Here is a 24,643-nt window from a genome sequence, read left to right on the forward strand (position 1 = left end):
CGGAGCTGTCAGACAATGCAATTTTTCCACAATCTATGGTTGTGACATCAAAAGAATCACAAGATATATTGTGGAAAATCTGTCATTTTCTGACAGCTCCTGTGTGTTTATACTGGAAATGCTATGCTGGAAAAAGAATGATTCCACTCCAATCTTATGTTAACAATTCATAAAAGCGGCTTTTTGAAAACAGATCCCAAAATATTTTTTCAGGGAAAATCTGTGTTTTTTCTCCTTCTGGAAAAACTTCATCTGCTGATGGAGCCACTCTTTTTCTTCCGGGGTCATATGCTCTTTTTCATATTCAAAAATATCCGTGTCAATACGGTTCAGCAAATCGTACATATTGCGGTAAATATTGCCGCCGGATTTTTGGTCTGCAGCTTCAAAAGGCGCGCCTGTGTAAAAGCGAGAAAAAATTTCCTGTTCCTGAGGATTCAGGCAGCTTATCATCATCTCCTTCTCTTCTGCAATTTCCTTTTCAATGAGCCAGGGGATGGTAGCTTCTTCTTGATGGGTTCTCAGTAATTCCAGGCAGCGGTATCTGGCTACGGTGCCAATCCAGCTGCCAAATTCATTTCCATATTGGAAACTGTCTATATGGTTCCAAATACATGTAATGGTATCCAAAAGACATTCTTGCTGTAAATGGGGCAAAGTAAATAAATGTTTTCTGATGATGGAAATCAGACGCTCTTCCTGTTCCATAAGAAAAAATTCCAGCGCCTTTCCATTGTGAAGCCTTAATTGTGATACATAATTCTCTTTGCAGATCTTCATTTCAAACACCTGCCTTTCCTGTTTTCCCTGAATATTCCGTCATTGTGATAATTTAAGTTTATCATAATTGTTTTTAGTATTTCTTTCTTTAATTCTTAATTTTTTCTTATCTTGTTTATCTCTTTCGATGGTTTCACGTAAAATTGCCGACATTGACAAACAAACAGCTCCCTGAACTCACTGCAGCAATAGATTCTAAATTTTTCCATACTTTGCATTTAATCCTCGGATATATCATACCATTAAGTATATTGACTTTTAATAATTCCTGTTTGACATCCAGCGTTGGCAGCAACTAACCTAGCGCGTGCTTTGCTACTATAAAAGAAAAGAAGAATCCCCAAACAGTGCTGCAGTACAGTTCGAGGATTCATTCCTTGTGTCAAGGGTCTAAGCAGAGACGTATAGACCGAACTTCTTGATGCGAAGGGGACGCTGGTGATTCCTTTTATTTTCCATATTCTACAAGGGGCTCAGGTCCATCCAGCAGCTCTCTGCCAATATAAATTACATTATCTTCCCGTACTTTTGCGCTCCACTTCACCAGGGAAATGGTTCCCCGTTCCAGTTCCAGAGCTGTAATGCATCTTGGATGGACGCAGCTTCCGTCATTGAAATAGTATCCGTCTCCAGGTTTGGGAAATGCCGGCCTGTGGGTATGGCCGGCTACCAGGAGTGTTTTATGTTTATTTGCCCATTCTGCCAGCCTTTTTTCAACTTTTTCTTTTTTGCGGTAATTCTTGGCTGCACTGGTGGGATCATTGCATCCGGCCAGTTCCAGAGGCCGCCAGAGATAGCGCACCAGAAAACGGGTGATTTTCCATAACGTGTCATTCCAAAGATCGCCCTGATGTCCATGCACCAGAAATAATTCTGTTTTGCTGCAGGTTTCGATCAGCCGGATGGCTTCGTATACTTTCATATCCGGAAAAAGAATCTTTTCACATTTCTCTGATTCACAGTAATAAGAATGGCATTTTGTCTGAAAGTATTTTTCCTGTTCTTTTTTCCGGTCGTGGTTCCCATATATCATGTAAAACCGCTGATTTTTATAAAGTTCCCCCATGATCCAGAACTGATTGCTGTGTATCCGCACAATTTCCTGAAGATTCCGGTTCTCCCACAGTTCGTCGCCGTCCCCAAGTTCGATATAGGTAAAATTTCTTCTGTTATAGTATTGTAATGCAGCGAAAAACAAATTCTGGTTTGGCTGAAAATTATCCCCCCAGTTTCCGACTCCCCGATGGCAGTCACTCATCAGCACAATTCGGCTGCCCATATGGATGGGAATGCAGAGGGCGTTCTCATATGCCTGATTCAGCTTTTTTTCTGTGCGGTTCATTTCCTTTTTTTCTCCCAGGCAATTCGTCCGGTTTTGGTGATAACGGCAAAAATTCTGGGGTATGCCAGCATCAGATAATATAATTTATCAATGGTTCGGGGATATTCTTTTGTGATTCGGCAATACAGTTTGCAATTGAAGCGGTTCTGCCACTGAACAAATTTATGGAAAAATTTTCCATAAATAGAAGTCTGGGGACTTTTGGGCTGATAGATACAAAGAGACGCCTGATTGCGGAAGATCCGAAGGTCTTCCGGCCGGTATCCGGTTCGGTAACAGCCTTTTACAAATTTCTCCATCATGTTGCGGTCTTCAAAAGTAATGGTAACTTCCAGGAGCAGTTCCCCCGGATAGGAAAATTTACCCAGCATAAATCCTGTCAGCCACCAATGATTTTCAATCCTTTGAAATAGCAGTTTGCCGTTTTTATATAGTTTCATGTGGATTGGGAGCTGATCTTCTTCTGATACGCAGTCGTAAAATACATCTTCCGGATTCTTCTGGCTGCCTCTCTCCTTCTCCACATAAATCCCTACTTCAGCGCCGGTGGTTATGCCATACTGCCCTTTCCAGAATTCAATCATCCACCGTCTGCCTCCATATTCGAAATAGACAGGTTCGCAGTCAATAATCATATTCATAACGGGAGCCATCTCATCATATATTTTTCCGTAACCGAAATTCTTCTGCCAGGCGTCTTCTAAAGAGTAAAATATGTCTTTTGACAGGCTGTAAGCAAATCCAAAGGGTAATAAGGCCTGATTGATTTTCCTGTATTTTTCCTGCTCACTCTGCTCTTTCACCAGACATCTGGCTTTTCTGCGCTGCTGATATCTGCAGCAGAACAGGATCACGGCCAGCACGGCGAGGATTGCAAGACTTCCCCAAAATAAGTCAATAAAATTCAAAATATTCCAACTCCTTTCTTTTTTACTAATATATTCAGAAAGGGGTGGAGGGTGCGCAGGGATATTAGCCCCAGAGGAAATCAAGGTTAGATTAAAGAAAATGATAATTTAAATTTTCATCCAGTTTTCCAGAAAAAAGGAATTACACAATATAAATAGGAATTTGAAAACCATAAAATTATGGGCGATTATTACTCTTCATAAGTTATCAATAATATCTTCTGAAAGCCTTGAAAACAAAGGATTTATCGTAATGTGTTCGCTGTATTCCTTTATGTGATTTCACATTTCCAATAACAAATGGTGCCATAGATTATCTTTGTTTTTATGGAATGTATTCACTATAAAGTCCGGGAGGATGGGAGGATTTTAAGCCGTGCAGCTTATGTAGTGATGGGGGTTACTGTTGATGGGTACAAAGAAATACATCAGGCAGTATTTCCAAAGGCAGAAATACAAAGATGCGTGATTCATATGCTGCGAAATTCTTTTAAGTATGTTAGTTATAAAGACTTAAAAAAGTTCTCTTCCGACTTTAAGGCGGTTTATAATGCTCTAAATGAAGCAGCAGCCCTGTCAGACTGGAAAGCGTAAAGGAAACACGGGGAAAGAAGTATCCCTATGCCATCAGTAACTGGGAGCCGGAAAGTCACGAAAGCAAAGAGCGTGTTTCCACATGTTCACGGTTGTCCAAACCTGTACTTAAAGCAAAGAGAAGGTAAATTTCAACCTTCTCATATCATACAATCTTCAGCTTCATGCTTAACAATATATGTTTCATAATCAATTTCCTCTTTCAATGCCACATATTTATCATATATAAGAGAAAACAAATTCTGTTTCCTATCACAAATCTGTTTCAAATCATTTTTATCAATTACGATAATATATTTACTTTCATGTAATGCTATCTTTTTTATTAATCCCTTTGAGTCATTCCATTTAGTTCTGCCAGATACTCCATCCCATGATACCATTATTCCGAAATTTGTATTTGTAACAGACATCAATGAACAAAACTTACCAACAAACGTCACACTTACTGAACCATCATAATTTTTACATTCAGCTAAAAATGATTCTCCAAAACAAGGAAATGCATTATTTATTCCAGAAAGTCTCGCATTCTCTGTCCATCTTATTAACAAATCAATTTCATTCGTACTTGTTCTGCAATTTCTATAAATATCAAAAAGATTTTCTACACTCTTCTCAAACAGAATTGATGTCAGTTCTTCGAGTTTTTGACCTTTCTGCTTTCTCGTTAATTTACCTTTCTTGATTTCATTATATAAAACTTTGCATTTTTCATTGTCTTCGTTGGAAACCATCAATAAGCTGGAATTATATCTACTTGATGCCATCATCAATTCAGTCAATGTGTACCCTGACTGATGTAATAATTTTTCTGCGTCTCTAAACTTCTTTTCCTCTAAATCCAACTATAACACCTTGTATATAATAATAGCATGCTGTAGCGGATTATCGATTTCAGTATCGCAATGTACACAATTGACAAATTCTGGAATCTCTAGAGCCGTTTTATATATGTTCCCTGTAAAACGTTGACATATTGGACAATATACATTCAAATACTGCTCTACAATATTCTCATCCACACACATCTCTAAAATACCATAAATATCCTTTATTTCCATTCCAAGTTTTCTATGAATTGCATCTGGATAAATCCAATCATTAGAATGATATTGCTTCATAAAGTCCAAGAATGACTCCAAATCAATATTAAATTTCTTCTCCTTTAACAAAGGAGCCACTGTTTGAAAGATATTCGATTGCATCATTCATTCGCCCCATTCCTAAATCATTACATTTTCCTGTAATATGTTGTAACAAAGTAATTTTCCCATTAAAATAATCAAAGGTAATCTTAACAATGTAACTCTTTGTTTCTACCGGCTTAATCCATTTAACATAAATATACGGATAGCTTGCAGTAGCTTCCTTCTCATTAAGATACTGTAATAATAATTGCCTTATTTCATCCGCTTCTGCAAATAATTCTTCATTTTCATCAATGAGTTCACGAATCTCGCCCAAAAACGGCAGCATATAATCACCATTTTCTGATGCTGTCAATTCAGCCGAGCCTCCCGCTTTCATTTCCATCATCTGCTTATAGATTCTTACTTCTGTATTTTGAATATCATTAATAATTTTAATAGTATCCATATGTTCACAGCGGAACAATTTCATACCAAAATTATCTTTAATCCAATCCGTACAATAAAATACTATTTTTGAATATACATCTCTATCAATTTGTTCATTATAACTATAACGCACAGAATCATATCTTACTTCTAATATATTTATCGATGGATTAATATATATCACTATAGGATATCTGTAATCAATTGGTTCAAATGTATCAGATTGCATATACGCTTTCTGTAAAACAAACTTAATAAAGTATATACCATCTTCTACATATACAATCGGAGCCGATTCATTTAAGTTCCTATCAATAACATATTCCGGCTGATATATTTCATTATCAAAGATTGCAATCTGCATTTCTTTCAACATATCATCTATGGGTTTTTCGCCAGTCTCATAAAAGAATGGTACTGAATACTTATACAATTTCTTGTACTCAAGCGCTTCATAAAAACTAATAAAAGACTTCATGGTTGCAGTCTTTGAAATAATACCCTTAAAATCTCTCTTAGATTCAAAAAATAATGTATCATCTTTATCACTTATTTTGCGCTGTTCTTCAAAAGTAATTCTATTCTCCGCTTCTAACTGCTTACAAATAAAATGCTGAAAATTATTCGAGCCACACAAAATAGTGTTTTTATAAAATTCTAAAAAAGTCATCTCATCCATAGGAGTACGCATAATTTCACCAACCTTCAATATAATATACATATTATATTTTACTATAATTTTTCCTCTTTTTCCACTTGTTTCTTGACTTTTTTATTTATAAGAAGCATGAAAAGCAACCACAGTCAACTTGATAGTTTTTCCATCTGCCACAGTTGTTGCAAAATTTACAACAACTGATTCTCTTACCAGTTTTTCCTCAGAAAAGATGTTTTTTATATATCTTGAAAGTGCAACGCTCGTTGCACTTTTACTATCCAATCACTATGTGACCTATTTCCCATCAAATCATACGAAAATACTCCAACACCTCCCTTATAGCCGCTTCTTTCTCTGGTGGGCATTTCGGCTGTCTGGTATTTTCTGATTTCGGCAAGCTATAATTTTCTCTTTCAACAAATACCACATTTCTGCTTTACCTGTGCAATATACAAGTTGCTGACTTTCAATCCGCTTTGTTTCAAAGCATAATCCTTGATTTCCTCATAGGTCACTTTGCTCTCCGCAGCCGTCAAATCAAGCTCGCTTATTTCCAATTCCACTTCTATATTCTGTTTTGTATGAAGTTTTGAAAGCAACACGATACTTTCCCAGTGACACATCCCTGGAAAAAATGCTATATCTGGCAAGCCAGAACATAACAAAGAAATGGACACAGAAATACTGGAATTGGGATCAAGTTCCTCAATCAACTGATTCTTCTGTATGGAGAACGTCTGGCAGATTATCTGTAAGGAAACAGGATGGCACCAGCTCAAATGCTTAGCCATACCATCTTTCTTATTCCATCGGCACCTGTAGTATTGCCTGAAATCATTTCGTTTATTCCGGAGACCAGATGTGGGCAGAGCCCACGAAAAAGCAATATATACAGGGCCTTAAAAACTGTGCAAAAAAATGGAATGTATAAACTCCAGATATGGTTATACTATAAATACAAAGGATAAATCGACAGTAAATCGATAACAACAAAAGCAAAAAAATACAAATTAATCTTACATATCTAATTCCTATCAGAAAGTCTTATTTTTCATAGACACAAGATTTTCTACAGCCTCTTTCCGGCCTGTTTTTTCTATATAGTTCGATCTGTCTTCAATTTTTTCACTTCATCAAGAGAAAGTCCAGAAATACTCGCAATTTCTTCCAGAGCATATTTTCCAGCTGCCAGCATACCAAGCGGCAACCTCTCTTAAAGATTCAATTCTCATATCTTCCATAATTTTACACATCTCGCCCACTCCTTTCGGGTTCTCTTTTAGATACCGTGTTCGGTTTGCCATCAATTCAAAATTCATATCATCTGCTTTGGTACAATTGAAATCATGCATGAGTTTTCCTATAGCGGAATCACCACGATATTCACCATTCACATAAAGAATATGCTCCCCATCTTCAAAAGATTTACCCGTTGCAAGGTTGATTCGCATATGCGTCTAAGCAGATAAAACATGCCCCAGCCAGTCTTTTCATATCCTTCTGTGTTTTACAATCAGTAATAATTAAATCCGGTTTATCAATGATAATGCGTAACACAAATTCAGCCAATGGAATGTTATTCTTGAAAAGACAACACATAAAGTCATCATCGATTGGCCTTAACAAACGCAAACGCTGCATATCTTCCTGATGTTGCTTATCCGTCACTGTCAATCTTCCCACCTGCTTTCCCTCTCGTTTTCGCATCTCCATCCTACCATAAACCTCCTGATTTTATAAGCCGGGAGCCAGCGCATTTCTGATTCCCAGCCTGTTTCCATTATCACTTTTTCACATCTGCCGTATTTCAGTTCATCCAATGCCTCGCCTTTCAGCTTTTTCCCTTTGAAGTAAACAGCATATAGCATGATTGGGTTGTATCCGGTTCTTCCCTTATTTGAATAACAGGCAAGCACAAACTCAAAAAAATCGTTATAGTAATCTTTGGTAAGCATAATTATCTTATACATGTAATGGAGAGAAGATGGTTGTCATCAGCCATCTATTTCCCGACAGCCCCTTATTTTTATTAACATTTGCCAATGCTGCTAGCGTTAAGCTGAACTATGCAAAAAGCTCATTGGCGTACCGGACAGATCCCATCGCATCTTTGGAATAGAAATCTGCTCCTATCATATCTGCATAGGTCTGGGTGAGAACAGCGCCTCCCACCATGACATTGCAATCCGGCAATTGCTGCTTCAGCATCCGGATGGTAAGTTCCATATTGGCCACGGTGGTGGTCATGAGAGCGCTTAAGCCCACCAATTTTACCTGGTGTTCTTTTGCTGCTTCCACCACTCGTTCTGGCGGTACGTCTTTGCCCAGGTCAATCACCTGGAATCCATAATTCTCCAGCAGTACCTTAACAATATTTTTGCCGATATCGTGAATGTCGCCTTTGACGGTTGCAATTACAACCGTTCCCTTGGATTCAGAGGCTGCGCCTTTGACCTTTAAATGCGCTTTGATGGCGCCAAATCCGGCTTTTGCCGCTTCCGCACTCATCAGAAGCTGGGGAAGAAATATGGTTTTCTTTTCAAATCCCTGTCCTACCTGATCTAAAGCGGGAATTAAATCTTCATCAATAACAGCCAGGGGCTCTTTGGATTCCAGTTCTTTTTCTGCAGCTTTTCCGGCGCTTTCTGCCAGTCCTTTGACAACTGCGTCAAACAATGTAAGTTCTCCAGTTTCTGCGGCTGCTTGCGGCTGCTGTGCCTGACTGGAATAATAATTAATATAGCTGCTGCATTGCTGATCGCTGCCGTTTAATGCGCAGTAGGCATAATAAGCGTCCATCATGGCTTCACTGTTTGGGTTGATAATTCCGGCGCTTAAGCCTTTGGATAAAGCAATGGTGAAAAAGGCGGTATTTACCTTTTCCCGCTGGGGCAGCCCGAACGAGATATTAGAAACTCCCAGCGTAGTATGTACTCCTAAGGTATGGCGCACATCATGGAGGGCGTCCAATGTAATATCCGCATTTTCCTGACCGGTGCTTATGGTCATGGCCAGGGAGTCAATCAATAAGTCTTTTTTGGAAATGCCATATTTTGCCGCTTCGTTTATGATTTTTTCTGCAATTTCAATACGCCCCTGCGCTGTCTTTGGAATGCCGTTTTCATCCAGGGTCAGGCATACAATCATGCCGCCGTATTTTGCCGCCAGAGGAAAGACGGCATCCATGGACTCCTGCTTGCCGTTCACCGAATTGATCAGAGGTTTTCCGTTATAAATGCGCATGGCAGATTCCATGGCGGCAATATCGGAGGTATCAATCTGAAGGGGCAGTCCCGTAATTCCCTGAATACCGGTAATAACGCTTTCCATCATTTCCGGTTCATTAATCTCAGGAAGACCCACGTTTACATCCAGAATATGAGCTCCTCTGTCCTGTTGGGAAAGGGCTTCTTTATAAATATATTCCAAATCCTTTTCCCGCAATGCCTGCTTCAGCCGTGATTTGCCCGTTGGATTAATCCGTTCTCCGATAATTTTCGGCTGGTTGTCAAATACCACCGCATGAGTATAGGAGGAAACCACGGATCGGTTTTTCTCTGTTACCAAAAGAGGCGCCATCCCTTTACATGTTTCTATCAGCGCACGGATATGGTCAGGCGTGGTGCCGCAGCAGCCTCCGAGAATGGACGCCCCGTCTGTTGCAATTTCTTTCATGATGGATGCAAACTCTTCCGGTTTTACCAGATAAGATGTTTGTCCGTCTACCACTACCGGAAGTCCTGCGTTGGGATTGATTACAATGGGAAGGGAACTGATTTCCCGCAGCTTGGGAAGAAATTTCTTCATGACGTCCGGACCGAATCCGCAGTTTAAGCCGATAGCGTCTACCCTAAGCCCTTCTAACAGGGCTACGGCCGCCTCCAGATCCGCCCCTGTCAGCAGTTTTCCGTTTTCATCCAATACCATAGTAACAATAATGGGAAGGCTGGTATGTTCTTTTGCCGCCAGCACTGCCGCTTTGATTTCGTAGGTATCGTTCATGGTTTCAATCAGGCACAGATCCGCGCCGGCCCGTTCTCCGGCGATGCATACCGGAACAAAGGCTTTGCAGGCTTCTTCAAAAGGCAGATCTCCCAGCGGCTCCAGCAGCTTGCCCAACGAACCGATGTCCAGGGCGACGTAAGCTTCTCTTCCGGTCTCAGCAATGGCCTGCTTTGCCAGCCGTATTCCTTTTTCGGTCAGTTCCTCACAGGTATATCCGCAATTTTTCATCTTAAAGGGATTAATTCCAAATGTGTTGGACTTTACAATGTCACAGCCGGCTTCTAAATAGCTTTTGTGGATATTCCTTATTACATTTTCCTTGGTCATATTCCAGACTTCCGGCAGTTCTCCCGGCTGTATCCCCTGTTTTTGAAGCATAGTTCCCATGGCTCCATCAAAAAACAATAATTCTGTCTGTAATCGCTCTATGATATTCATACGGTTCACTCTCCACTCTCTTCTTTTCGAAATTCACAGTCTGTTTTTTCACATTGGCTGCAGCTTCTTTTCCAGCAGGATTCCTGTTTTCCGGAAGTTAAGCCAATAACGGCAGTTACGGATTTGGAGGGCATCATCAGATTCCCTTCTGTCAATGTGATTCCAATTCGCCTGCACTCTAATAGTTCAAAAAAATCTTTCTGGTAATCAATGGAAAAATCGCCGTATCCGGGACTGAATCTCGGTCTGAGGTAAAGTCCCTGTCGGTTGGCTTTCTCGCGGACCTTGTCTTCGATTTCATCCACATAACTTTCAATATAAGCGGCTCCTGCCGCCTGTACTACAGCGGCTTTGGCAAGGTTGGATACAGAATATTTCTTAATCATCATATCAGCGGCCCGTCCAATCGTTGCAGCCAAAAGTACGGCTTGTTCACATCCTCTGAGGTTTTTGGCAAGATTTTTGCTCTTCAATATTACCTCCCATTGGGAAGAGCCGTCTGATTGCAAAACGGCGGAAGAAGAGCCAGAAATTTCCTCCAGAAGAGGCTTCAGGATTACGGCGTCTTCAGTTGCCTGGCAGCGGTATCTTTGGTAAATGCTTTTTGGGGAGCTGTCCCGCTCCAATTCCGAAAAAACTTCCTCTAAAAGTCTTTCCGTCTGACTGTCAATGTCCTGGCCGCGGTATCCTAAATACCGCAGAGTTTCTTTTCTGTCTGCTTTCATAATAAACGCCATTTCTTTTTCCTGTTCTGTCTTCATTTTCACAAGTTTACCCCGGAAGGTTGTATATCTCGGAAAGATTATGGAAAATTGCCCCTGCTACGTCAGGCTTATTCATAGTATAAATATGCACATGGTTGACGCCGTTTGCAATTAAATCAATAATCTGGTCGGTAGCATAGGCGATTCCTGCCTGCTTCAGCGCAGCCGGATAGTCTGCAAACCGTTCCACAATAGCGCAGAACCGCTGAGGCAGAATGGTTCCGGACAGTGAGGTAATCCGTTTGATTTGTTTTACATTGGTGACCGGCATAATTCCTGCAATTATGGGGACTTCGATTCCCCGTTTCAGAGTTTTATACAGGAAATTGTAGAGGATATTGTTATCAAAAAACATCTGTGTGGTCAGAAATTCGCAGCCGGCGTCTACCTTGCGTTTCAGGTTATCAATGTCGGCTTCTAAAGATTCCGCTTCGGGATGTCCTTCCGGATAACATGCTCCCCCAATGCAGAAATCACCGAAATTTTTGATTTCTTCGATTAATTCACTGGCGTGATGGTACTGGTTGGGAAGGGGAAAATCAACATCTTCCGGAATATCTCCCCTCAGGGCCAGAATGTTTTCGATATGATGTTCCTGCAACTCCTTTAAGACTTCCTGAATCTTGTCCCTGCCGGAAGAAGCGCAGGTGAGGTGGGCAAGGGCCAGTATGCCGTTGACATTCTGCACTTCATTTGCCAAATCAACCGTGTGTTCACTGATACCGCCGCTGGCGCCGTAGGTGACGCTCATAAAGGACGGCTTTACTTTGGCCATTTCTTTTACGATTTCATGAGATTTCTCCAGTTCAGAACCTTTCTTGGGAGGGAAAAGCTCACAGCTTATGGTTACTTGTTTTGTCTGTAATAATTCTGAAATTTTCATGTTTTTCCTCTTTTTCTTATTTTTGGCGATTTTGTAAATATTATAATGATTTGTTCTAAAAAAGTCAAATTGCCTGCCGCATAAAAAATTTTTTTTCTGTCATACTGATTATAGGATGAAAAAGAAGGAGGTGTTTTATCAATGGAGAATATTAATCGTTCTCTGTCTGGCTCAAACCGCCGTTCTGCAGAAACAGAAAATTTCCGCGGAAAAGAAGACACGCATCCCGTGCCTGATTGGAATGATACTGCTTATGATTATTTAAAAGCAAGTTCCGCCACGGATTGTACAGGAGCAGTTCCAAGGCCGCCCCAGGACAGCGCAGAACTGGATTCTTATCTGGATGTGTATAATTTCCTGCCCCAGTGCGCATATACGCAGCCCAATTCCGTAGAAATTGATATGTTAAAAAATAAAGGACAGGCCAAATCTGATTCATTCTGAATGTTTTTCAGCAGTTTTGGAAGATACATTTCTAAAACAGAATACAGCAAAAAAGGCTGCCGTATAGAATTCTGATACGGCAGTCCTTGTTCCCTGCAGCCGGCAAGAACTGAAACAAGTCCTTGAGTGTGTTGGCGAAAAGCACGCTCAGAACATATTCTGCGTCAAACATTAAGAAACTGCTGCTAGATGGAATAATCAAACCGCTGTCCAACCCAGGTTTCCTCCTTGGTCCGCACGTTGCCGCCATAGAAGGAATCTATGGTACTGTTTATTTTCTTCATTAATTCTTCCCAGGAATTAGCGGTAACCGTAATGGTATCGGAATCTTCATCGTCTTTGGTAAGACTCTCTGCCCGGCTTTCCTCCGCTTTCTTCTTCTCTTCCTGCTTTTCTGCTTTCTTCTTGTCCTCTTTCCGCTGGGCTGCCTTGTCTTCGATACGTTTTTTCTGAGCCGCAAGGGACTTATCAATCACTGCGAAGAAAGAAGCGGTTCCATTGTCATTGACTTTCATGCCGAAGGTCTTCACCGCACTTGCATTGCTGCCCAGATCACTCTTCATTTGGGCAAACTGAGTGGTTGCTCCCCGCAGCACTTTCTCATATTTCTCCCGGTATGCCAGATCTTCCGCCATCCGCTCAATCTTCTCATCGTCAATCAGAACCACAAGGCGGCTGCTGTTGCCGTATTTGCTCATGTTTGCCTGTGCTTCCTCTTTCTTATCTGCACTGACTAAAATGAAGTCCATATTGGAAAATTTCTTCTTTAACTGGTCGTAATATTTCTGGGCCTTTTCACTTAATTTAGGATTGCCGATTTCTTTCTGGCCGTTGGTTTTATTGACTTTTCCGCTGTCCTTTGTCTGTGCGGCCGCTGCTGACTGAGCGGCTGCCTGCGCTGCATATGTATTGCCTATTCCGTTAGTGCTCATATTCATTTCCTCCTTGAAATAAATGGTATTTACTTTTTATATCGGCATTATGCAGAAAATGGTAATACAAGATTCAGATATCCGGACAATTTTCCAGAAAATATGCTTCCGCTTCCGCGCTCCAGAGACCGTCATGCTTTGCCACCAGTTCCTTCAGCGCAGCTTCCATGGAATCCTGGCCCAAAAACGCCTGTACATCCGTGACGGGGTAATGTTTTTGGGAATATACAATCTTTTTGCCGCCGGGAAGTTCCGGAATTTTCAGGATAGACGCACAGACATCATTCAGCCCCATAATATGAGTAGCTATTTTTGCCAGATTTACGGTTTTCTTTTCGATACAGGCAATGGCGTCTTTCATATCCTGGGTATTGCTGCCGCTGGTTCCAACAAAATGAGTGGCGTTGTAATGAAGGTTGTAAAAATTCATTCTGGCGGAAAAGCTGGAATCTGTCGGCCCTGCAAAGAAATTCAGACAGCCGTCCCCGGCAAGAAGGGCTTCTGCCTTTGTTACCATATCCTCTTGCGCTACCATGAGAAAAATATCGTCAAATCCCTTCTGTCCAGGGGTAAGTTTCTGCAATTCTTCTGCAAAATCACTTCCTTTTGGGGTATGCACATAATGAAGTTCTACGCCATGCTTTCTGGCTTCTTCCGGAGGATAAAGACTACGGCTTCTTTCTAATTTGAATTCGGTGCTTCCTGTTACCACTAAAAGGGCGGGCTTCTTCTCTCCATGAACGGCATAGTCGATGGCAAGGGAACCCATAGGGCCTGTTCCGCCCAGAATTGCCATAGCGCCCCGTTCCTTCACGCCCATGGCATGATCATAATCATTTTTGTCCCGCAGATGGAAATTCGCTTTAAATCCTGCAATTACACAGGATAAAGGTTCCACAAGGGCTCCTTCGAAAAAGCTATCCCCCTGATAAGGCAGCAGGCAGCCTTTTTCAATGGCTTCGTTCATAATGATAACTCTGGTTGCCTCTCCTCCTACATAGGGAAAAGAATACCCAAGGGAAAAGGTATCTGCCCGTCCCAGATTAGGCTGAGCCACGAATTTGTCCCCCGGCTGGTAAATGTGCTGCCACTTTTTGCCCACTGCTTCAATCACTCCGCAGAATTCATGTCCCATAATGACAGGATGCTCTGCCAGATTGTCCGGAAGCTTCTTGTGTTTTGCGCCCTGATTCGCAACCTTATAGGTGGACATACACAGGCTGTCTGTAATAATTCTTGCCTGGATTTCATCATCGCCCATTGCCGGAAGTTCAAATTCTTCCAGGCGTAAATCTCTTACGCCGTAGATCCGTACTGCTTTTGTGTTCAAATTATTCACCGTTCCTTTCTGTGTATTTTTTGAAATATAACTTATTCTTAGAAAAACTCCTGCAAACCACTCCACTCATACATTTCAGAACACCCCAAACAATCCAAAAATATCTTCATCTGTGATGATTCTTTCGCTGGCTTTCCCGGCATTGGCAAGCATCTCTTCTACTTTATTTGCAAGAGCCACGTCAATAAAGCGTTCCACATTAATGCCTCTCAGCTCAAAAAACAAAAGAGGCTGTTCATCCAGGCGCACGCCTACGCCATACAGGGCTGCCGCCACATGCTTGCACATCAATGCCCAGTCCGGGCAGCTGCAATTGAAACTGATTTCTCTGGGGGTTGGAAACAGCCCGTCTTTTCCCTGGAATAATTCCTGCATGTCCATAGGAAAATTTCCTGCCAGTAATTCTTCCATATTTTCTATTTTCCTGCCGCACTTTGTAAGAATACTCTGACATTTTTCCTCGGACAAAGGGCTGATTCGGATTTCTACTTTATAAGGCACTTTGCGGGTGCCCTGCACTCTGGCAAGAATCTTGCCCTTTTGGATCTTTAAATCAATAACAGAACCGTTGCGCACATAACGTTTTCCCCGGTCCAGCCGGTTTTCATAATCTGCATACTGCTCCAGATTCTGACACCATGCCTTTCCCCACCAGTTTGTGACAATATTTCTGCTATGCACTGCAACCGGTTCTAAGATATTTCCCTTCTTTTTCTCTTTCTTCCTGCTGGCTGCGGCGTTTTTCTTAAGTTCTTTTGCTGCAGGCTGTTCATAATGTGATGTATTCCAATAATTACTCATTTACTGCTCCTTTTCTTATCCGGCAATTCCAGACGAAGCACAGACATCAGTTCTTTGTCATTCAACTCTGTAATCCACTTTTCCCCGCCAGCGCCTACCACATGTTCCGCCAGTTCTTTCTTTGACTCAATCATGGCGTCAATCTTCTCTTCAATGGTGCCTTCGCACACCAGCTTATGAACCACCACATCCTTTTTCTGCCCTATCCGAAACGCCCGGTCTGTGGCCTGATTCTCCACTGCCGGATTCCACCAGCGGTCAAAATGGATGACGTGGTTTGCCCTGGTCAGGTTCAGCCCGGTTCCGCCCGCTTTGACAGAGATCACAAGAAATGGAACATAATCTTCTCCCTGAAACTCTTCTACAATTTTTCCGCGTTTCTTTACCGGAGTTGTTCCGTGAAGGACATGTCCTTTTACGCCGAAAATACCCGACAGAAATTCTGCAAGATACCCGGTGATTTCTTTAAATTGGGTAAATACAATCACCCGTTCCCGCTTTTCATAAATGGTTTCACAGATTTCCTTCAGCATTGCCAGCTTGCCGCTTTCCTCCATGGCATAGCCTGTCTGACCCAGGTATTGATCCGGATGGTTGCAAATCTGTTTTAACTTCATAATCGTAGTAAGTATAATTCCGCTTCGCTGAATTCCCTCCGTCTCTTGAATTACCTGCTCCATATCGGAAACTGCCTTCCGGTAGAGCACAATCTGCTTCTTGCTTAAGGGCACATAATCCACCATTTCCAATTTCTCCGGCAGATCTTTGATAATGCTTTTATCTGTTTTAAGGCGCCGGAGCATAAAGGGAGCTACCATTGTTTTTAATTTCATATAGCCTTCCGGGCGTTCATTCAGCCCTTTGCAATACTCGTGAAACTCTTTGGCTGTGCCCAGAAGCCCTTGATTCAGAAAATCAAATAAGGACCAGAGGTTCATCAGCTCATTCTCAATGGGAGTACCGGTCATGACAATGCGCATATTCGCAGACAGCTTCTTAATTTCTCGTGTCTGCTTTGTTCCAGGATTCTTAATTGCCTGGGCTTCGTCCAGAATCAGACAGTCCCAGGCAATCTCCTGCAGCCCCTTAATTCTGGATACCATCCCATAGGTTGTAATTGCAAGAAATGCAGGATTTTCCTGCAATTCCCGCTCCAATGCAGCAGCTGTCTTTCCATGCAAGACCTGAAAATCCATTTCCGGAGAAAATTTCTCTGCTTCCTTTTGCCAGTTTCCCAGCAGGGAGGCCGGAAGCACCAGCAAAACCCTGGCATGTTTATTGTTTTTCCGCAGCCGCTCCAAATAAGCCAGTACCTGAACGGTTTTCCCAAGTCCCATATCGTCCGCCAGGCATGCGCCGAATCCCAGATTGCCCATATAATTCAGCCAGGTATAACCGTTTTTCTGATAGGGTCTTAAAGTTGCATGAAAACTCTTGGGAAGAGGGGTTTTTCGGATTGTTCCGGGCTTTCTGAGATGCATCAGAAGCTCTGACAGCCATTCCCCGTTGGAAATTCCAGTTCCTTCCTTAATGATCTGTTCTCCCTGGCCCAATTCCATTTGCAGGGCCTCTCTCAGAGTCACCTCCGCCGGCAGCTCCTCCATCTGCTGCAGCAGATTTCTCAATTTTTCATGATCTACCTCTACCCATTTTCCTTTCAGCATTGCCAGACCTTCGGTCTGGGCCAGAAGTTGTCGGATCTCCTCCTGGGTCAAGACCACGCCGTCCACCACAAGTCTGGGCTGGACAGAAATTAATGTATCAAATCCCAGCATAGAGGGTCTTTCATCCCCTAAGCTCACCTCCAGGGAAACTGACGAAAGCTTCCGTTTCCACCAGTTGGGGATCCGGCAGAGGATTCCGGTGCTTTCAATGGCCTCGATCGCTTTTAAAAAGGCATACGCCTCCTCAGAAGTCAGCCTGAGGGGATGAAACATCTCTCCTTTTTCCATAAATCCCCCAATCAATGGGGACGCCTCTGCCGCCCGGTTTAAACAGGCTAAAAGAGACATCAGCTTTTCCCGTTCATTCTTGTACTCCGTCAGGGCATATTTCAGCGGAACATGCCGGATTTTTCCATCCTCTCCTTTGGTTGCATAGGTGGCCAGAAAAGCGAAAGGGAACGTATCGTTCCGATATTCCACCAGATGAAAGAAAATCCGTTCCGGCACATGAAGATGCTGGTTTTTCTCCGTCAGGTACATTTCCACCGTTCCCTGGTATGCGGCAATCTCTCCGGAAAAGATAGCTGTCAGCTTCTGAAACACTGCCCGAATCCAGCTTTCCGTCACATATTCCGCCCCAATGGCAAATGGCACTGCTTTTAATATAGTTTCCATCATCTCCCCGGACAATTCCGGTTTGATATGTTCCCTCGCCACTTCCAGTTCCGGCTGACTGGTGAGCATATCAAAAAAGGAACGGGCCGTCAGATGAAGGAATCTGCCGGTAGCTGTGAGATTCTCAGGCATCTCTGAAAGCCCCATCTGGTACAGGGCGCGGTATCGATCCTTTGAAAATTCCTTCTCCCATCCCTGGGGTTTGCCGGTCTGAACATCCAGATGGAAATCCTTATCTGTAAAAATAAACTGCAGACCTTGCGCATTTTTTTCTTTCTGTTCCATATCTTTTCCTCTTTTGCCTTTTATTTTAGTTCTTTATCCTTCGCACAGCAAAAGCCGTATCCGCATCTTGGCGTCCGTTTTTCCTGTACATGTTCCCATTATATCAAAATTAACATATTTTTCAATCAAATGCTTCTTTTGACAGGAAAAACCCCGATTCTTCTTGAACCGGGGTTTTCCTGCCACTGACGCCGTCTGTTCTTTTTTCTGGCCAAATCAAAAATATAAGGGAACGATGCAGTTCAGAATAACGGAGGCCTGTAATTCAGGATAGGATTTCCGCTATTTCCTTTGCCAAAGCTTCTGCCAACTGCCTGTGGCCTTCCACAGTAAGGTGCATGAAATCAATCTCATTGGGTTTTGCCGTAATCACTGTATTGGCATCCAGATAACGGCATTCTTCCAGTTCAGCAATTTTCCGAAACTCCTCTGCCAGCAGCTCTGATTTCTCTGCACATCCCCGGCCCATGGTAAGCCCCACTTCTGTATCCTCATATTTTGGATCAATATTCTGAGGCGTTACAACCAGGATATTCGCCCGGCCGCCTGCCCAGCAGTCTTTGACGGAAGCCGCCTTATCAATCAGACGCTTCAATCCCAGAGCGATACAGGCCGCTGAAACGCCGAACCGTTCCTTGGTGTCATTCGTTCCCAGCATAATCACCAGCAAATCCACTGGTTCATGACTCATCAGACAGGGATAAATTACGTCCAGACCGCTAAGGGCCTCATGAATGGGATCCGGGAAACATGTGGTTCGGCCGCTTAAGCCTTCCTCCAGAATCAGATAGTCATTTCCCAGCATTTTCTGCAGCAGACAAGTCCAGCGATGTTCTTCATCAAAACGCCCTCCGGTCTTTGCACAGTACCCATGAGTATTGGAATCTCCAAAACAAACAATATGCTTTTTCATAAATCTACCTGCTCTCTACTGCCCGGATAAAACGCCGGGCTATCTCCAGGGGCCTTGTAATGGCTCCGCCCACTACCACAGCAAACGCTCCTGCTTCCAGCATTTTTACTGCCTGCTCAGGACTGTGGACTCTGCCTTCTCCAATCACCGGAACATCTATCGTATCTGATAGTTTCCGCACCAGCTCATAGTCCGGCCCATCCAGCTTAGAAGAATATGAAGTATAGCCGCTCATAGTGGTTCCCACCAAATCCATTCCAAGCTTCCAAGCGTTTACGCCCTCCTCATAGGTGGAAATATCTGCCATAAGGACAGCTTCGGGATATTTCTCACGGACCTCTGTGAGAAACTCATTGATTGTTTTTCCATCTCCCCGCTTCTGGTTGGTGCAGTCCAAGGCAATAATATCAGAACCTGCCTCCATGAGATCATCCACTTCTTTCATGGTAGGGGTAATATAACTCTCAAATCCTTCATATTGAACCTTTACCAGCCCAATCACCGGGAGCCCTGTTTCTTCTTTAATAGCAATCACATCACGGATACTGCTGGTGCGGATGGCAGGGGTTCCTGCCTGCTTTGCAGCACGCGCCATAAGATACATAATGGATTTCTCTTCCACATACAGAGGTTCCCCTGGCACTGCCTGGCAGGATACAATGACTTTGCCCTTTATGTTCTCAAAGATTTCTTCTTTCTTCATGGCTGCCTCCTTATGAAAATAATGTTTCACTGCATTCCAATCAGCAGAATTCCTTCACTGCTTGATCAATCATAGCCGCGCATTTTTCCACCTGCGCCATATCCTCCGGGATCAAAGCCGGAAGGGGTTTTCTTACGCCGCCCAAATCCAGTCCTTCTCTGATTCTCAGGATTTCCTTAATTACGCCGTACAGGTTGCCGTGGCAGGAACACATGCCGTAAATCACTTCATTTGCCGCATACTGCACCTTTCCCGCTTCCGCTATCTTCCCGGCTTTCACCAACTCTTCAATTTTCAGATACAGCTCCGGCATAATGCCGTAAGTTCCGCCGATTCCTCCGTCTGCTCCCATGGCAAGACCGGAAACAAGCTGTTCGTCAGGACCGTTAAACACTACAAAATCTTCACCGCCCTCTGCTTTAAACATCTGAATATCCTGCGTGGGCATAGAGCTGTTCTTTACCGCCGCTATCCTTGGATTTTTCTTCATTTCCCGAAACAGCGGCATAGTCAAAGCCACTCCTGCAAGCTGCGGAATGTTATAGATCACAAAATCCGTGTCTGGAGCTGCTGAGGAAATATCATTCCAGTATTCTGCAATGGCATATTCCGGCAGATGGAAATAGATGGGAGGAATTGCCGCAATGGCGTCTACCCCCAGGCTTTCTGCATGGGCGGCAAGCTCCCTGCTTTCTGCAGTATTATTGCAGGCAACATGGGCAATCACCGTCAGCTTTCCTTCAGACGCCTTCATCACATGCTCTAGAGTCAGTTTCCGGTCAGAAACCGTCTGATAAATACATTCCCCGGAAGATCCTCCCACATAGACGCCTTTCACGCCCTTTTGAATCATATATTTGGTTAAAAGTTCCACACGTTCTTCGTCCACTTCTCCATCCGCATTATAACACGCATAAAATGCGGGAATAATGCCCTGATACTTTTCTTTATTTTTCATCTCTTTCCCTTCTTTCCTTGCTCTTTAAGCTTCAAACGCCAACAAGTTACCGGCTCCCCATAAATACTTTTACTACCGCCTTCTTCACTGGTGCAGGCGGCCCTGCCGAAAGTTTTACCTTGTGGGCGTCTTCCGGCAGGGTAATCAGCGCTTTTCCCGGTGAAAGTTTCATATAATGTTCCACTGGGCCTTCGATCTCCATCAAATCTGCGTCTCGATCCAATGACTTTACCGTAACTTTCGATATATCAGAAACTCCCACCAGTTCTTCCCCGGTCACCGTCATATGAATATCCGCATAATTCTCATGGGCCTCAAAAAAACATTCTTCCTCGGGAATCGTTTCATAGTCAAACACATTCATGTACGCCTTCGTTCCGTCAATCTCATAATGCCCGGCCACAATCTCATCCAACGGGTGGCTGACAAGATATTCTATGGCAAGGTCTAAATATGTTCCGATTCCCCGGTAATTCCCAAGTTTGCTGATTTCTGTATAAATCATTGCCTTATCTCATACCTTTCCTACAATCTTTGAGCCAAAAGGATCTGCTTATGGCAAATCCTTATCCTTTTACTGCACCCATGGTAATTCCCTTTGTAAAATACTTCTGGAAAATCAGGAAGATAATTATAATTGGAATCGCCGCCAGAGACGCGCCTGCCATAATCAAACCGAAATCTGTCGCATTTTCTGCCTGCAGCTTAGCAATACCAAGAGAAATAGTAAGGGTGTCCGTACTGCTCAGCATAATCAACTGCATGAAGTAATCATTCCATGAATTGATAAATGTAAAGATTGCCAGCGCGCCGATCCCCGGTTTAATTAACGGAAGGGCAATGGTATAAAATGTTTTCCATTCTCCCGCGCCGTCAATTCTTGCCGCCTCCATCATTTCTCCCGGAATTCCTTCCGCAAACTGCTTCATCAAAAATACGCCGAAAGGCCATCCCACAATCGGGAAAATAACTGCCCATATGGTATTATACAACTCCAAGGATGACATTTCACGCAGCAATGGAATTAAAATTACCTGTTTCGGAAGCGCCATTGCGCAGACAATCAGAGAAAACATCACGGTACGCCCGATAAAGCGTTTCTTTGCAAGCGCATAACCTGCCATAGCTGCGGTAATACAGGTAAGAATCATGGAAGCCACTGCCATAAACACAGTATTGACCAGCCAACGCAGCGCTGCAGGCATTTCCGGCCCTGCAAAGGAAATCTTTGTAAAAGGAATATGCAATTCCCAAAGAGGCGCCACCTGTCTGCTGAACAATTTCTGGTAATTGTCCATCACCCATTCCGTAGGCCACCACTGGGGCGTTGTGGAATTGATGGCTGCAGGAGTCTTAAAGGAACCAGTGATAATCCAGTACAGAGGAAAAGCAAACAAAAATGCAAATATTGCAATTGCCGCAACAGATACCACTTTATATACCGTAGAACGGTTAAAATTTGAATTCTTCATAGATGCTTCCTCCCTCCTTATTCTGACTTGGCCATCTTAAACTGTACAGCAGAAAGAACTGCAATAATAATTGCCAGAACTACGCCCATGGCATTTCCGTAACCATAACGATACAGTTTAAATGCGTTGTAATAAATATAATACATAATGGTATCAGTACTGTGGTTGGGTCCGCCGCTGGTTAACAGCTGAATCAGTGCGAAACACTGGAAACTGTTAATTGTTGTAATTACCAGTATGTACAGGGTTGTGGGCATAATCTGGGGCCATTTGATTTTCCAGAAGCACTGCATTTTGGTTGCGCCGTCCACCTCTGCCGCTTCCACCAAGGACTGATCCACATTGTTCAGCGCAGACACATACAGCACGATAGGCTGGCCTACTGAAGTAGTCAGAAGAATAAGGATAATGCATCCCAGGGCAAACCGCTCGTCTCCCAGCCAGTTAATGTTCTGATCCAACACTCCGGTTTTTGTTCCCACATAATTAAAAATACCATAATAATTGTTAAACATCCACTTCCATACCACGGTAACTGCAACAGAACCTGTTACTACCGGAAGGTAAAAGATACATCTGAATGCGGAGCAGACCGGTCCCTTCAAATCATAGATCACGGAGCTTACCCACAAGGAGAAGATACATACCACCGGAACGGATACCACAACGATAATAACGGTATTCCACAGCGCCCCGCGGAAAATGGGATCCTGGAACAGTTCTTTATAGTTATCCAATCCGATAAAAATATCATCACGGTTCATCGTTGAATCAAAAAAGCTTGTGAATACGCATTGTACCATGGGATAAATAACAAATCCCAGAAAGAAAATCAAACTCGGCAGCATAAATGCATAGCCTGCAATGGTTTCCCGGCGCACTAACGCCCTGCTCATGGGATTCTTCTTTGTCATAAGATTTTCCCCCTTCCAATCCTTTCCTATCCTAAATTATTCCTAAAAGTTTCATAAATTTTTGCATAAAACGCCCCTTCCCGCATACCTTGGGAAGGGGCGCAGGTTTCAGGCCTATCATTTAATTCGGCTCTGTTTCCTAGTTAGCTGCTGCTGCGGCTGCTGCATTTGCGGTAGCCACAAACTCATCTACTGCTGTCTTTACATCTGTTCCTGTTCCAATCTGCTGCAGCATATTCCACCATGCGGTACGCGCTTCTGCCCATCCGCCTACTACCTGATAGTAGTCGCCCATAAAGGGGATAAATTTGGAATACTCTGTCATCAGATCATCTCCTTCATAGATGTTGCCCAGGTCTTTTACCGGCCAGTAACTGGAAGCCTTAACGCTTTCCACTACCTGCGCTTCATCATTTGCCATGAAGTCAATGAATTTCTTAGCTGCGTCAATCTTAGCTGCATCGCCATTATCGAAGATACCGAATCCCCAGATACCGCCGCAAAGTTTCGGATCGCCGCTCTCTGTGGGGAATGCCATCGGAAGAACATCGAAGGTGATGGTTTCAGCATTGTTCTTCTCCTGTGATACGTTCCAGCAGAATGCCATTGCCAATGTGCCGTTGCTGAACAGGTTTACTTCATCTCCGCCCTGGATAGACGCATCAAAGTTAATTCCTTCCATCCCCTTTAACAGTTCAAGCGCTTTAACATTCTCTTCGCTGTTTGCCGTATATTCTGTATGTTCCGGATTGGTGAAAGTTCCGCCGTACAGGTTGTTGATCAGGGCGCGTGTTCCCTGGTCTCCGCCCTGGCCGCCGCAGAACACTGCTCCAACCTGTGCCTGGCCGGAAGCTGCAACAGCTTCTACTGCCTTCTGGAATCCTTCCGTTGTCCAGGTTCCCTTTTCTTCATCCAGATACTGAAGGGCGTCTGCCGCTTCAAAAACATCACGGTTGATTGCCATTGTGTGTGCTGTCATACATAACGGATATTCATAGAATACGCCGTCATTGTTCTGGCATGCGCTTTCTACAGAATCATAAATTGCTTCTTTGGCTTCATCTGTCCACAAATCAGAAAGGTCTACCATAAGTCCCTTCGCACCCCAGTTTGCAACCAGTCTTTCCGGTCCTTCCATTACAAGGTCCGGAGCTTTTCCGCCTTCGATTGCTGTGTTAATCTGGTCGTCGCCATTGGTGTAATCCAGGTATTCCACTGTTACATTGATATCTGGATAAGCTTTGGAAAAGTTGGAAATCAACCCTTCTACCGTAGCAGAATCTCCCCAGTTACCAATCGGATAAGTCCACAGCGTAATGTCTGTAGCGCCGGAAGAAGAGCCTCCCTCTTCCTCTCCGTCTGCAGCGTCGTCTGCGGCGTCGTCCCCGTCTGACTTGCTGTCGTCCGTCTGATTAGTGTCTTCCTTCTGGTCTGCATTCCCGCCGGAATTGCTTCCGCAGGCTGCAAGGGAAAACGCCATGACGCAGCTCAATGCCATTGCCAAGATTTTGCGATACTTCATAATTCATCCTCCTTTTTTATACATGCTTTTTCTTAGGTGCACATGTATGTATTTTGTAATTTTATAATA

General features: G+C 43.4%; 24 protein-coding genes and 3 pseudogenes. 3 read left to right on the forward strand and 24 right to left on the reverse strand.

From position 1 onward, the window contains the following. Nucleotides 1-159 precede the first annotated feature (159 nt). From E5329_RS08320 to E5329_RS08330, 3 genes are all read right to left on the reverse strand, one after another. Nucleotides 160-780, reverse strand: a complete 621-nt coding sequence (locus tag E5329_RS08320) for a sigma factor (RefSeq protein WP_135989108.1) — start codon at nt 778-780, stop codon at nt 160-162. 448 nt (nt 781-1,228) lie between these two features. Further along, nucleotides 1,229-2,122, reverse strand: a complete 894-nt coding sequence (locus E5329_RS08325) for a metallophosphoesterase (protein ID WP_135989109.1) — start codon at nt 2,120-2,122, stop codon at nt 1,229-1,231. Continuing rightward, entirely contained in the window at nt 2,119-3,030 is a 912-nt protein-coding gene (locus tag E5329_RS08330; RefSeq protein ID WP_168356557.1) for a DUF4474 domain-containing protein, read from the reverse strand. The genes E5329_RS08325 and E5329_RS08330 overlap by 4 nt, the downstream gene beginning before the upstream one ends. A gap of 318 nt (nt 3,031-3,348) precedes the next feature. Between E5329_RS08330 and E5329_RS08335 the strand changes: the two are divergent. Beyond that, nucleotides 3,349-3,671, forward strand: a pseudogene (locus tag E5329_RS08335) (transposase); the annotation flags it as partial. A gap of 93 nt (nt 3,672-3,764) precedes the next feature. Here E5329_RS08335 and E5329_RS08340 read toward each other — a convergent pair. The 5 genes from E5329_RS08340 to E5329_RS32810 all read right to left on the reverse strand — a co-directional run bounded on the left by E5329_RS08340 (nt 3,765) and on the right by E5329_RS32810 (nt 6,425). After that, complete coding sequence (locus tag E5329_RS08340) at nt 3,765-4,472, reverse strand: restriction endonuclease (RefSeq protein ID WP_135989111.1); 708 nt, start codon at nt 4,470-4,472, stop codon at nt 3,765-3,767. Beyond that, nucleotides 4,473-4,757, reverse strand: coding sequence for a hypothetical protein (locus tag E5329_RS08345; protein ID WP_275443122.1), 285 nt, complete (start codon nt 4,755-4,757; stop codon nt 4,473-4,475). Between the two features lie 19 nt (nt 4,758-4,776). Next, nucleotides 4,777-5,895, reverse strand: a complete 1,119-nt coding sequence (locus E5329_RS08350; protein ID WP_275443123.1) for a hypothetical protein — start codon at nt 5,893-5,895, stop codon at nt 4,777-4,779. 81 nt (nt 5,896-5,976) lie between these two features. Next, entirely contained in the window at nt 5,977-6,144 is a 168-nt protein-coding gene (locus E5329_RS31600) for a hypothetical protein (protein WP_330572036.1), read from the reverse strand. 131 nt (nt 6,145-6,275) lie between these two features. Then, complete coding sequence (locus tag E5329_RS32810; protein WP_456320027.1) at nt 6,276-6,425, reverse strand: hypothetical protein; 150 nt, start codon at nt 6,423-6,425, stop codon at nt 6,276-6,278. A gap of 44 nt (nt 6,426-6,469) precedes the next feature. Between E5329_RS32810 and E5329_RS32815 the strand changes: the two are divergent. Next, nucleotides 6,470-6,617, forward strand: a pseudogene (locus E5329_RS32815) (IS256 family transposase); the annotation flags it as partial. Nucleotides 6,618-6,958: 341 nt separating this feature from the next. Here E5329_RS32815 and E5329_RS32115 read toward each other — a convergent pair. From E5329_RS32115 to metF, 5 genes and pseudogenes are all read right to left on the reverse strand, one after another. Then, nucleotides 6,959-7,575: pseudogene (locus tag E5329_RS32115) on the reverse strand (hypothetical protein). Further along, a complete protein-coding gene (locus E5329_RS08375; RefSeq protein ID WP_135989113.1) occupies nt 7,533-7,817 on the reverse strand; it encodes a hypothetical protein in 285 nt (94 codons plus the stop codon). The pseudogene E5329_RS32115 and the gene E5329_RS08375 overlap by 43 nt, the downstream one beginning before the upstream one ends. Nucleotides 7,818-7,926: 109 nt before the next feature. After that, a complete protein-coding gene (locus E5329_RS08380; RefSeq protein ID WP_135989114.1) occupies nt 7,927-10,305 on the reverse strand; it encodes a homocysteine S-methyltransferase family protein in 2,379 nt (792 codons plus the stop codon). A gap of 5 nt (nt 10,306-10,310) precedes the next feature. Then, nucleotides 10,311-11,072 (reverse strand): vitamin B12 dependent-methionine synthase activation domain-containing protein, encoded by a 762-nt coding sequence (locus E5329_RS08385; protein ID WP_135989115.1) that lies wholly within the window; start codon nt 11,070-11,072, stop codon nt 10,311-10,313. 4 nt (nt 11,073-11,076) lie between these two features. Further along, nucleotides 11,077-11,952 carry a methylenetetrahydrofolate reductase [NAD(P)H] gene (gene metF / locus E5329_RS08390; protein WP_135989116.1) on the reverse strand — a complete coding sequence of 292 codons (876 nt, stop codon included), beginning with the start codon at nt 11,950-11,952 and terminating at the stop codon, nt 11,077-11,079. 141 nt (nt 11,953-12,093) lie between these two features. On the opposite strand from metF, the gene E5329_RS08395 reads away from it, so the two are divergent. Next, nucleotides 12,094-12,396, forward strand: a complete 303-nt coding sequence (locus tag E5329_RS08395; protein ID WP_135989117.1) for a hypothetical protein — start codon at nt 12,094-12,096, stop codon at nt 12,394-12,396. A gap of 185 nt (nt 12,397-12,581) precedes the next feature. Here the strand turns inward: E5329_RS08395 and E5329_RS08400 are convergent, their stop codons facing one another. From E5329_RS08400 to E5329_RS08450, 11 genes are all read right to left on the reverse strand, one after another. After that, nucleotides 12,582-13,328, reverse strand: a complete 747-nt coding sequence (locus E5329_RS08400) for a DUF6033 family protein (protein ID WP_135989118.1) — start codon at nt 13,326-13,328, stop codon at nt 12,582-12,584. A gap of 73 nt (nt 13,329-13,401) precedes the next feature. Beyond that, the gene (locus tag E5329_RS08405) at nt 13,402-14,667 is read right to left on the reverse strand and encodes a zinc-binding dehydrogenase (protein ID WP_275443124.1); all 1,266 of its coding nucleotides are present in this window, start codon (nt 14,665-14,667) and stop codon (nt 13,402-13,404) included. 75 nt (nt 14,668-14,742) lie between these two features. Then, a complete protein-coding gene (locus E5329_RS08410; RefSeq protein WP_135989119.1) occupies nt 14,743-15,468 on the reverse strand; it encodes an SWIM zinc finger family protein in 726 nt (241 codons plus the stop codon). Beyond that, nucleotides 15,465-18,092: a DEAD/DEAH box helicase gene (locus tag E5329_RS30565; RefSeq protein WP_135989120.1), complete on the reverse strand. Its 2,628-nt coding sequence runs from the start codon at nt 18,090-18,092 to the stop codon at nt 15,465-15,467. The genes E5329_RS08410 and E5329_RS30565 overlap by 4 nt, the downstream gene beginning before the upstream one ends. A gap of 265 nt (nt 18,093-18,357) precedes the next feature. Continuing rightward, nucleotides 18,358-19,005: a GDSL-type esterase/lipase family protein gene (locus E5329_RS08420; RefSeq protein WP_135989121.1), complete on the reverse strand. Its 648-nt coding sequence runs from the start codon at nt 19,003-19,005 to the stop codon at nt 18,358-18,360. Between the two features lie 4 nt (nt 19,006-19,009). Further along, nucleotides 19,010-19,708: an N-acetylmannosamine-6-phosphate 2-epimerase gene (locus E5329_RS08425; protein ID WP_135989122.1), complete on the reverse strand. Its 699-nt coding sequence runs from the start codon at nt 19,706-19,708 to the stop codon at nt 19,010-19,012. 40 nt (nt 19,709-19,748) lie between these two features. Then, nucleotides 19,749-20,666, reverse strand: coding sequence for a dihydrodipicolinate synthase family protein (locus E5329_RS08430; RefSeq protein WP_135989123.1), 918 nt, complete (start codon nt 20,664-20,666; stop codon nt 19,749-19,751). 46 nt (nt 20,667-20,712) lie between these two features. Further along, nucleotides 20,713-21,171 carry a YhcH/YjgK/YiaL family protein gene (locus E5329_RS08435; RefSeq protein ID WP_135989124.1) on the reverse strand — a complete coding sequence of 153 codons (459 nt, stop codon included), beginning with the start codon at nt 21,169-21,171 and terminating at the stop codon, nt 20,713-20,715. Between the two features lie 61 nt (nt 21,172-21,232). Next, entirely contained in the window at nt 21,233-22,138 is a 906-nt protein-coding gene (locus E5329_RS08440) for a carbohydrate ABC transporter permease (protein ID WP_135989125.1), read from the reverse strand. Nucleotides 22,139-22,155: 17 nt separating this feature from the next. Continuing rightward, complete coding sequence (locus tag E5329_RS08445; protein ID WP_135989126.1) at nt 22,156-23,052, reverse strand: carbohydrate ABC transporter permease; 897 nt, start codon at nt 23,050-23,052, stop codon at nt 22,156-22,158. Nucleotides 23,053-23,191: 139 nt separating this feature from the next. Continuing rightward, nucleotides 23,192-24,574 carry an extracellular solute-binding protein gene (locus tag E5329_RS08450; RefSeq protein ID WP_275443125.1) on the reverse strand — a complete coding sequence of 461 codons (1,383 nt, stop codon included), beginning with the start codon at nt 24,572-24,574 and terminating at the stop codon, nt 23,192-23,194. Nucleotides 24,575-24,643 lie beyond the last annotated feature (69 nt).

This window comes from Petralouisia muris, assembly GCF_004793545.1.
GTDB classification, from domain to species: Bacteria; Bacillota; Clostridia; order Lachnospirales; family Lachnospiraceae; genus Petralouisia; species Petralouisia muris.

Bases quoted from the DNA above. Each gene is read 5' to 3' on its own strand.
- E5329_RS08440 (WP_135989125.1), bottom strand. From the start codon at position 22,138: ATGAAGAATTCAAATTTTAACCGTTCTACGGTATATAAAGTGGTATCT.
- E5329_RS08380 (WP_135989114.1), bottom strand. From the start codon at position 10,305: ATGAATATCATAGAGCGATTACAGACAGAATTATTGTTTTTTGATGGA.
- E5329_RS08430 (WP_135989123.1), bottom strand. From the start codon at position 20,666: ATGAAAAATAAAGAAAAGTATCAGGGCATTATTCCCGCATTTTATGCG.
- E5329_RS08350 (WP_275443123.1), bottom strand. From the start codon at position 5,895: ATGCGTACTCCTATGGATGAGATGACTTTTTTAGAATTTTATAAAAAC.
- E5329_RS08325 (WP_135989109.1), bottom strand. From the start codon at position 2,122: ATGAACCGCACAGAAAAAAAGCTGAATCAGGCATATGAGAACGCCCTC.
- E5329_RS08450 (WP_275443125.1), bottom strand. From the start codon at position 24,574: ATGAAGTATCGCAAAATCTTGGCAATGGCATTGAGCTGCGTCATGGCG.
- E5329_RS08410 (WP_135989119.1), bottom strand. From the start codon at position 15,468: ATGAGTAATTATTGGAATACATCACATTATGAACAGCCTGCAGCAAAA.
- E5329_RS08400 (WP_135989118.1), bottom strand. From the start codon at position 13,328: ATGAGCACTAACGGAATAGGCAATACATATGCAGCGCAGGCAGCCGCT.
- E5329_RS08320 (WP_135989108.1), bottom strand. From the start codon at position 780: ATGAAGATCTGCAAAGAGAATTATGTATCACAATTAAGGCTTCACAAT.
- E5329_RS08420 (WP_135989121.1), bottom strand. From the start codon at position 19,005: ATGAAAAAGCATATTGTTTGTTTTGGAGATTCCAATACTCATGGGTAC.
- E5329_RS08425 (WP_135989122.1), bottom strand. From the start codon at position 19,708: ATGAAGAAAGAAGAAATCTTTGAGAACATAAAGGGCAAAGTCATTGTA.
- E5329_RS08375 (WP_135989113.1), bottom strand. From the start codon at position 7,817: ATGCTTACCAAAGATTACTATAACGATTTTTTTGAGTTTGTGCTTGCC.
- E5329_RS30565 (WP_135989120.1), bottom strand. From the start codon at position 18,092: ATGGAACAGAAAGAAAAAAATGCGCAAGGTCTGCAGTTTATTTTTACA.
- E5329_RS08445 (WP_135989126.1), bottom strand. From the start codon at position 23,052: ATGACAAAGAAGAATCCCATGAGCAGGGCGTTAGTGCGCCGGGAAACC.
- E5329_RS08435 (WP_135989124.1), bottom strand. From the start codon at position 21,171: ATGATTTATACAGAAATCAGCAAACTTGGGAATTACCGGGGAATCGGA.
- metF (WP_135989116.1), bottom strand. From the start codon at position 11,952: ATGAAAATTTCAGAATTATTACAGACAAAACAAGTAACCATAAGCTGT.
- E5329_RS08395 (WP_135989117.1), top strand. From the start codon at position 12,094: ATGGAGAATATTAATCGTTCTCTGTCTGGCTCAAACCGCCGTTCTGCA.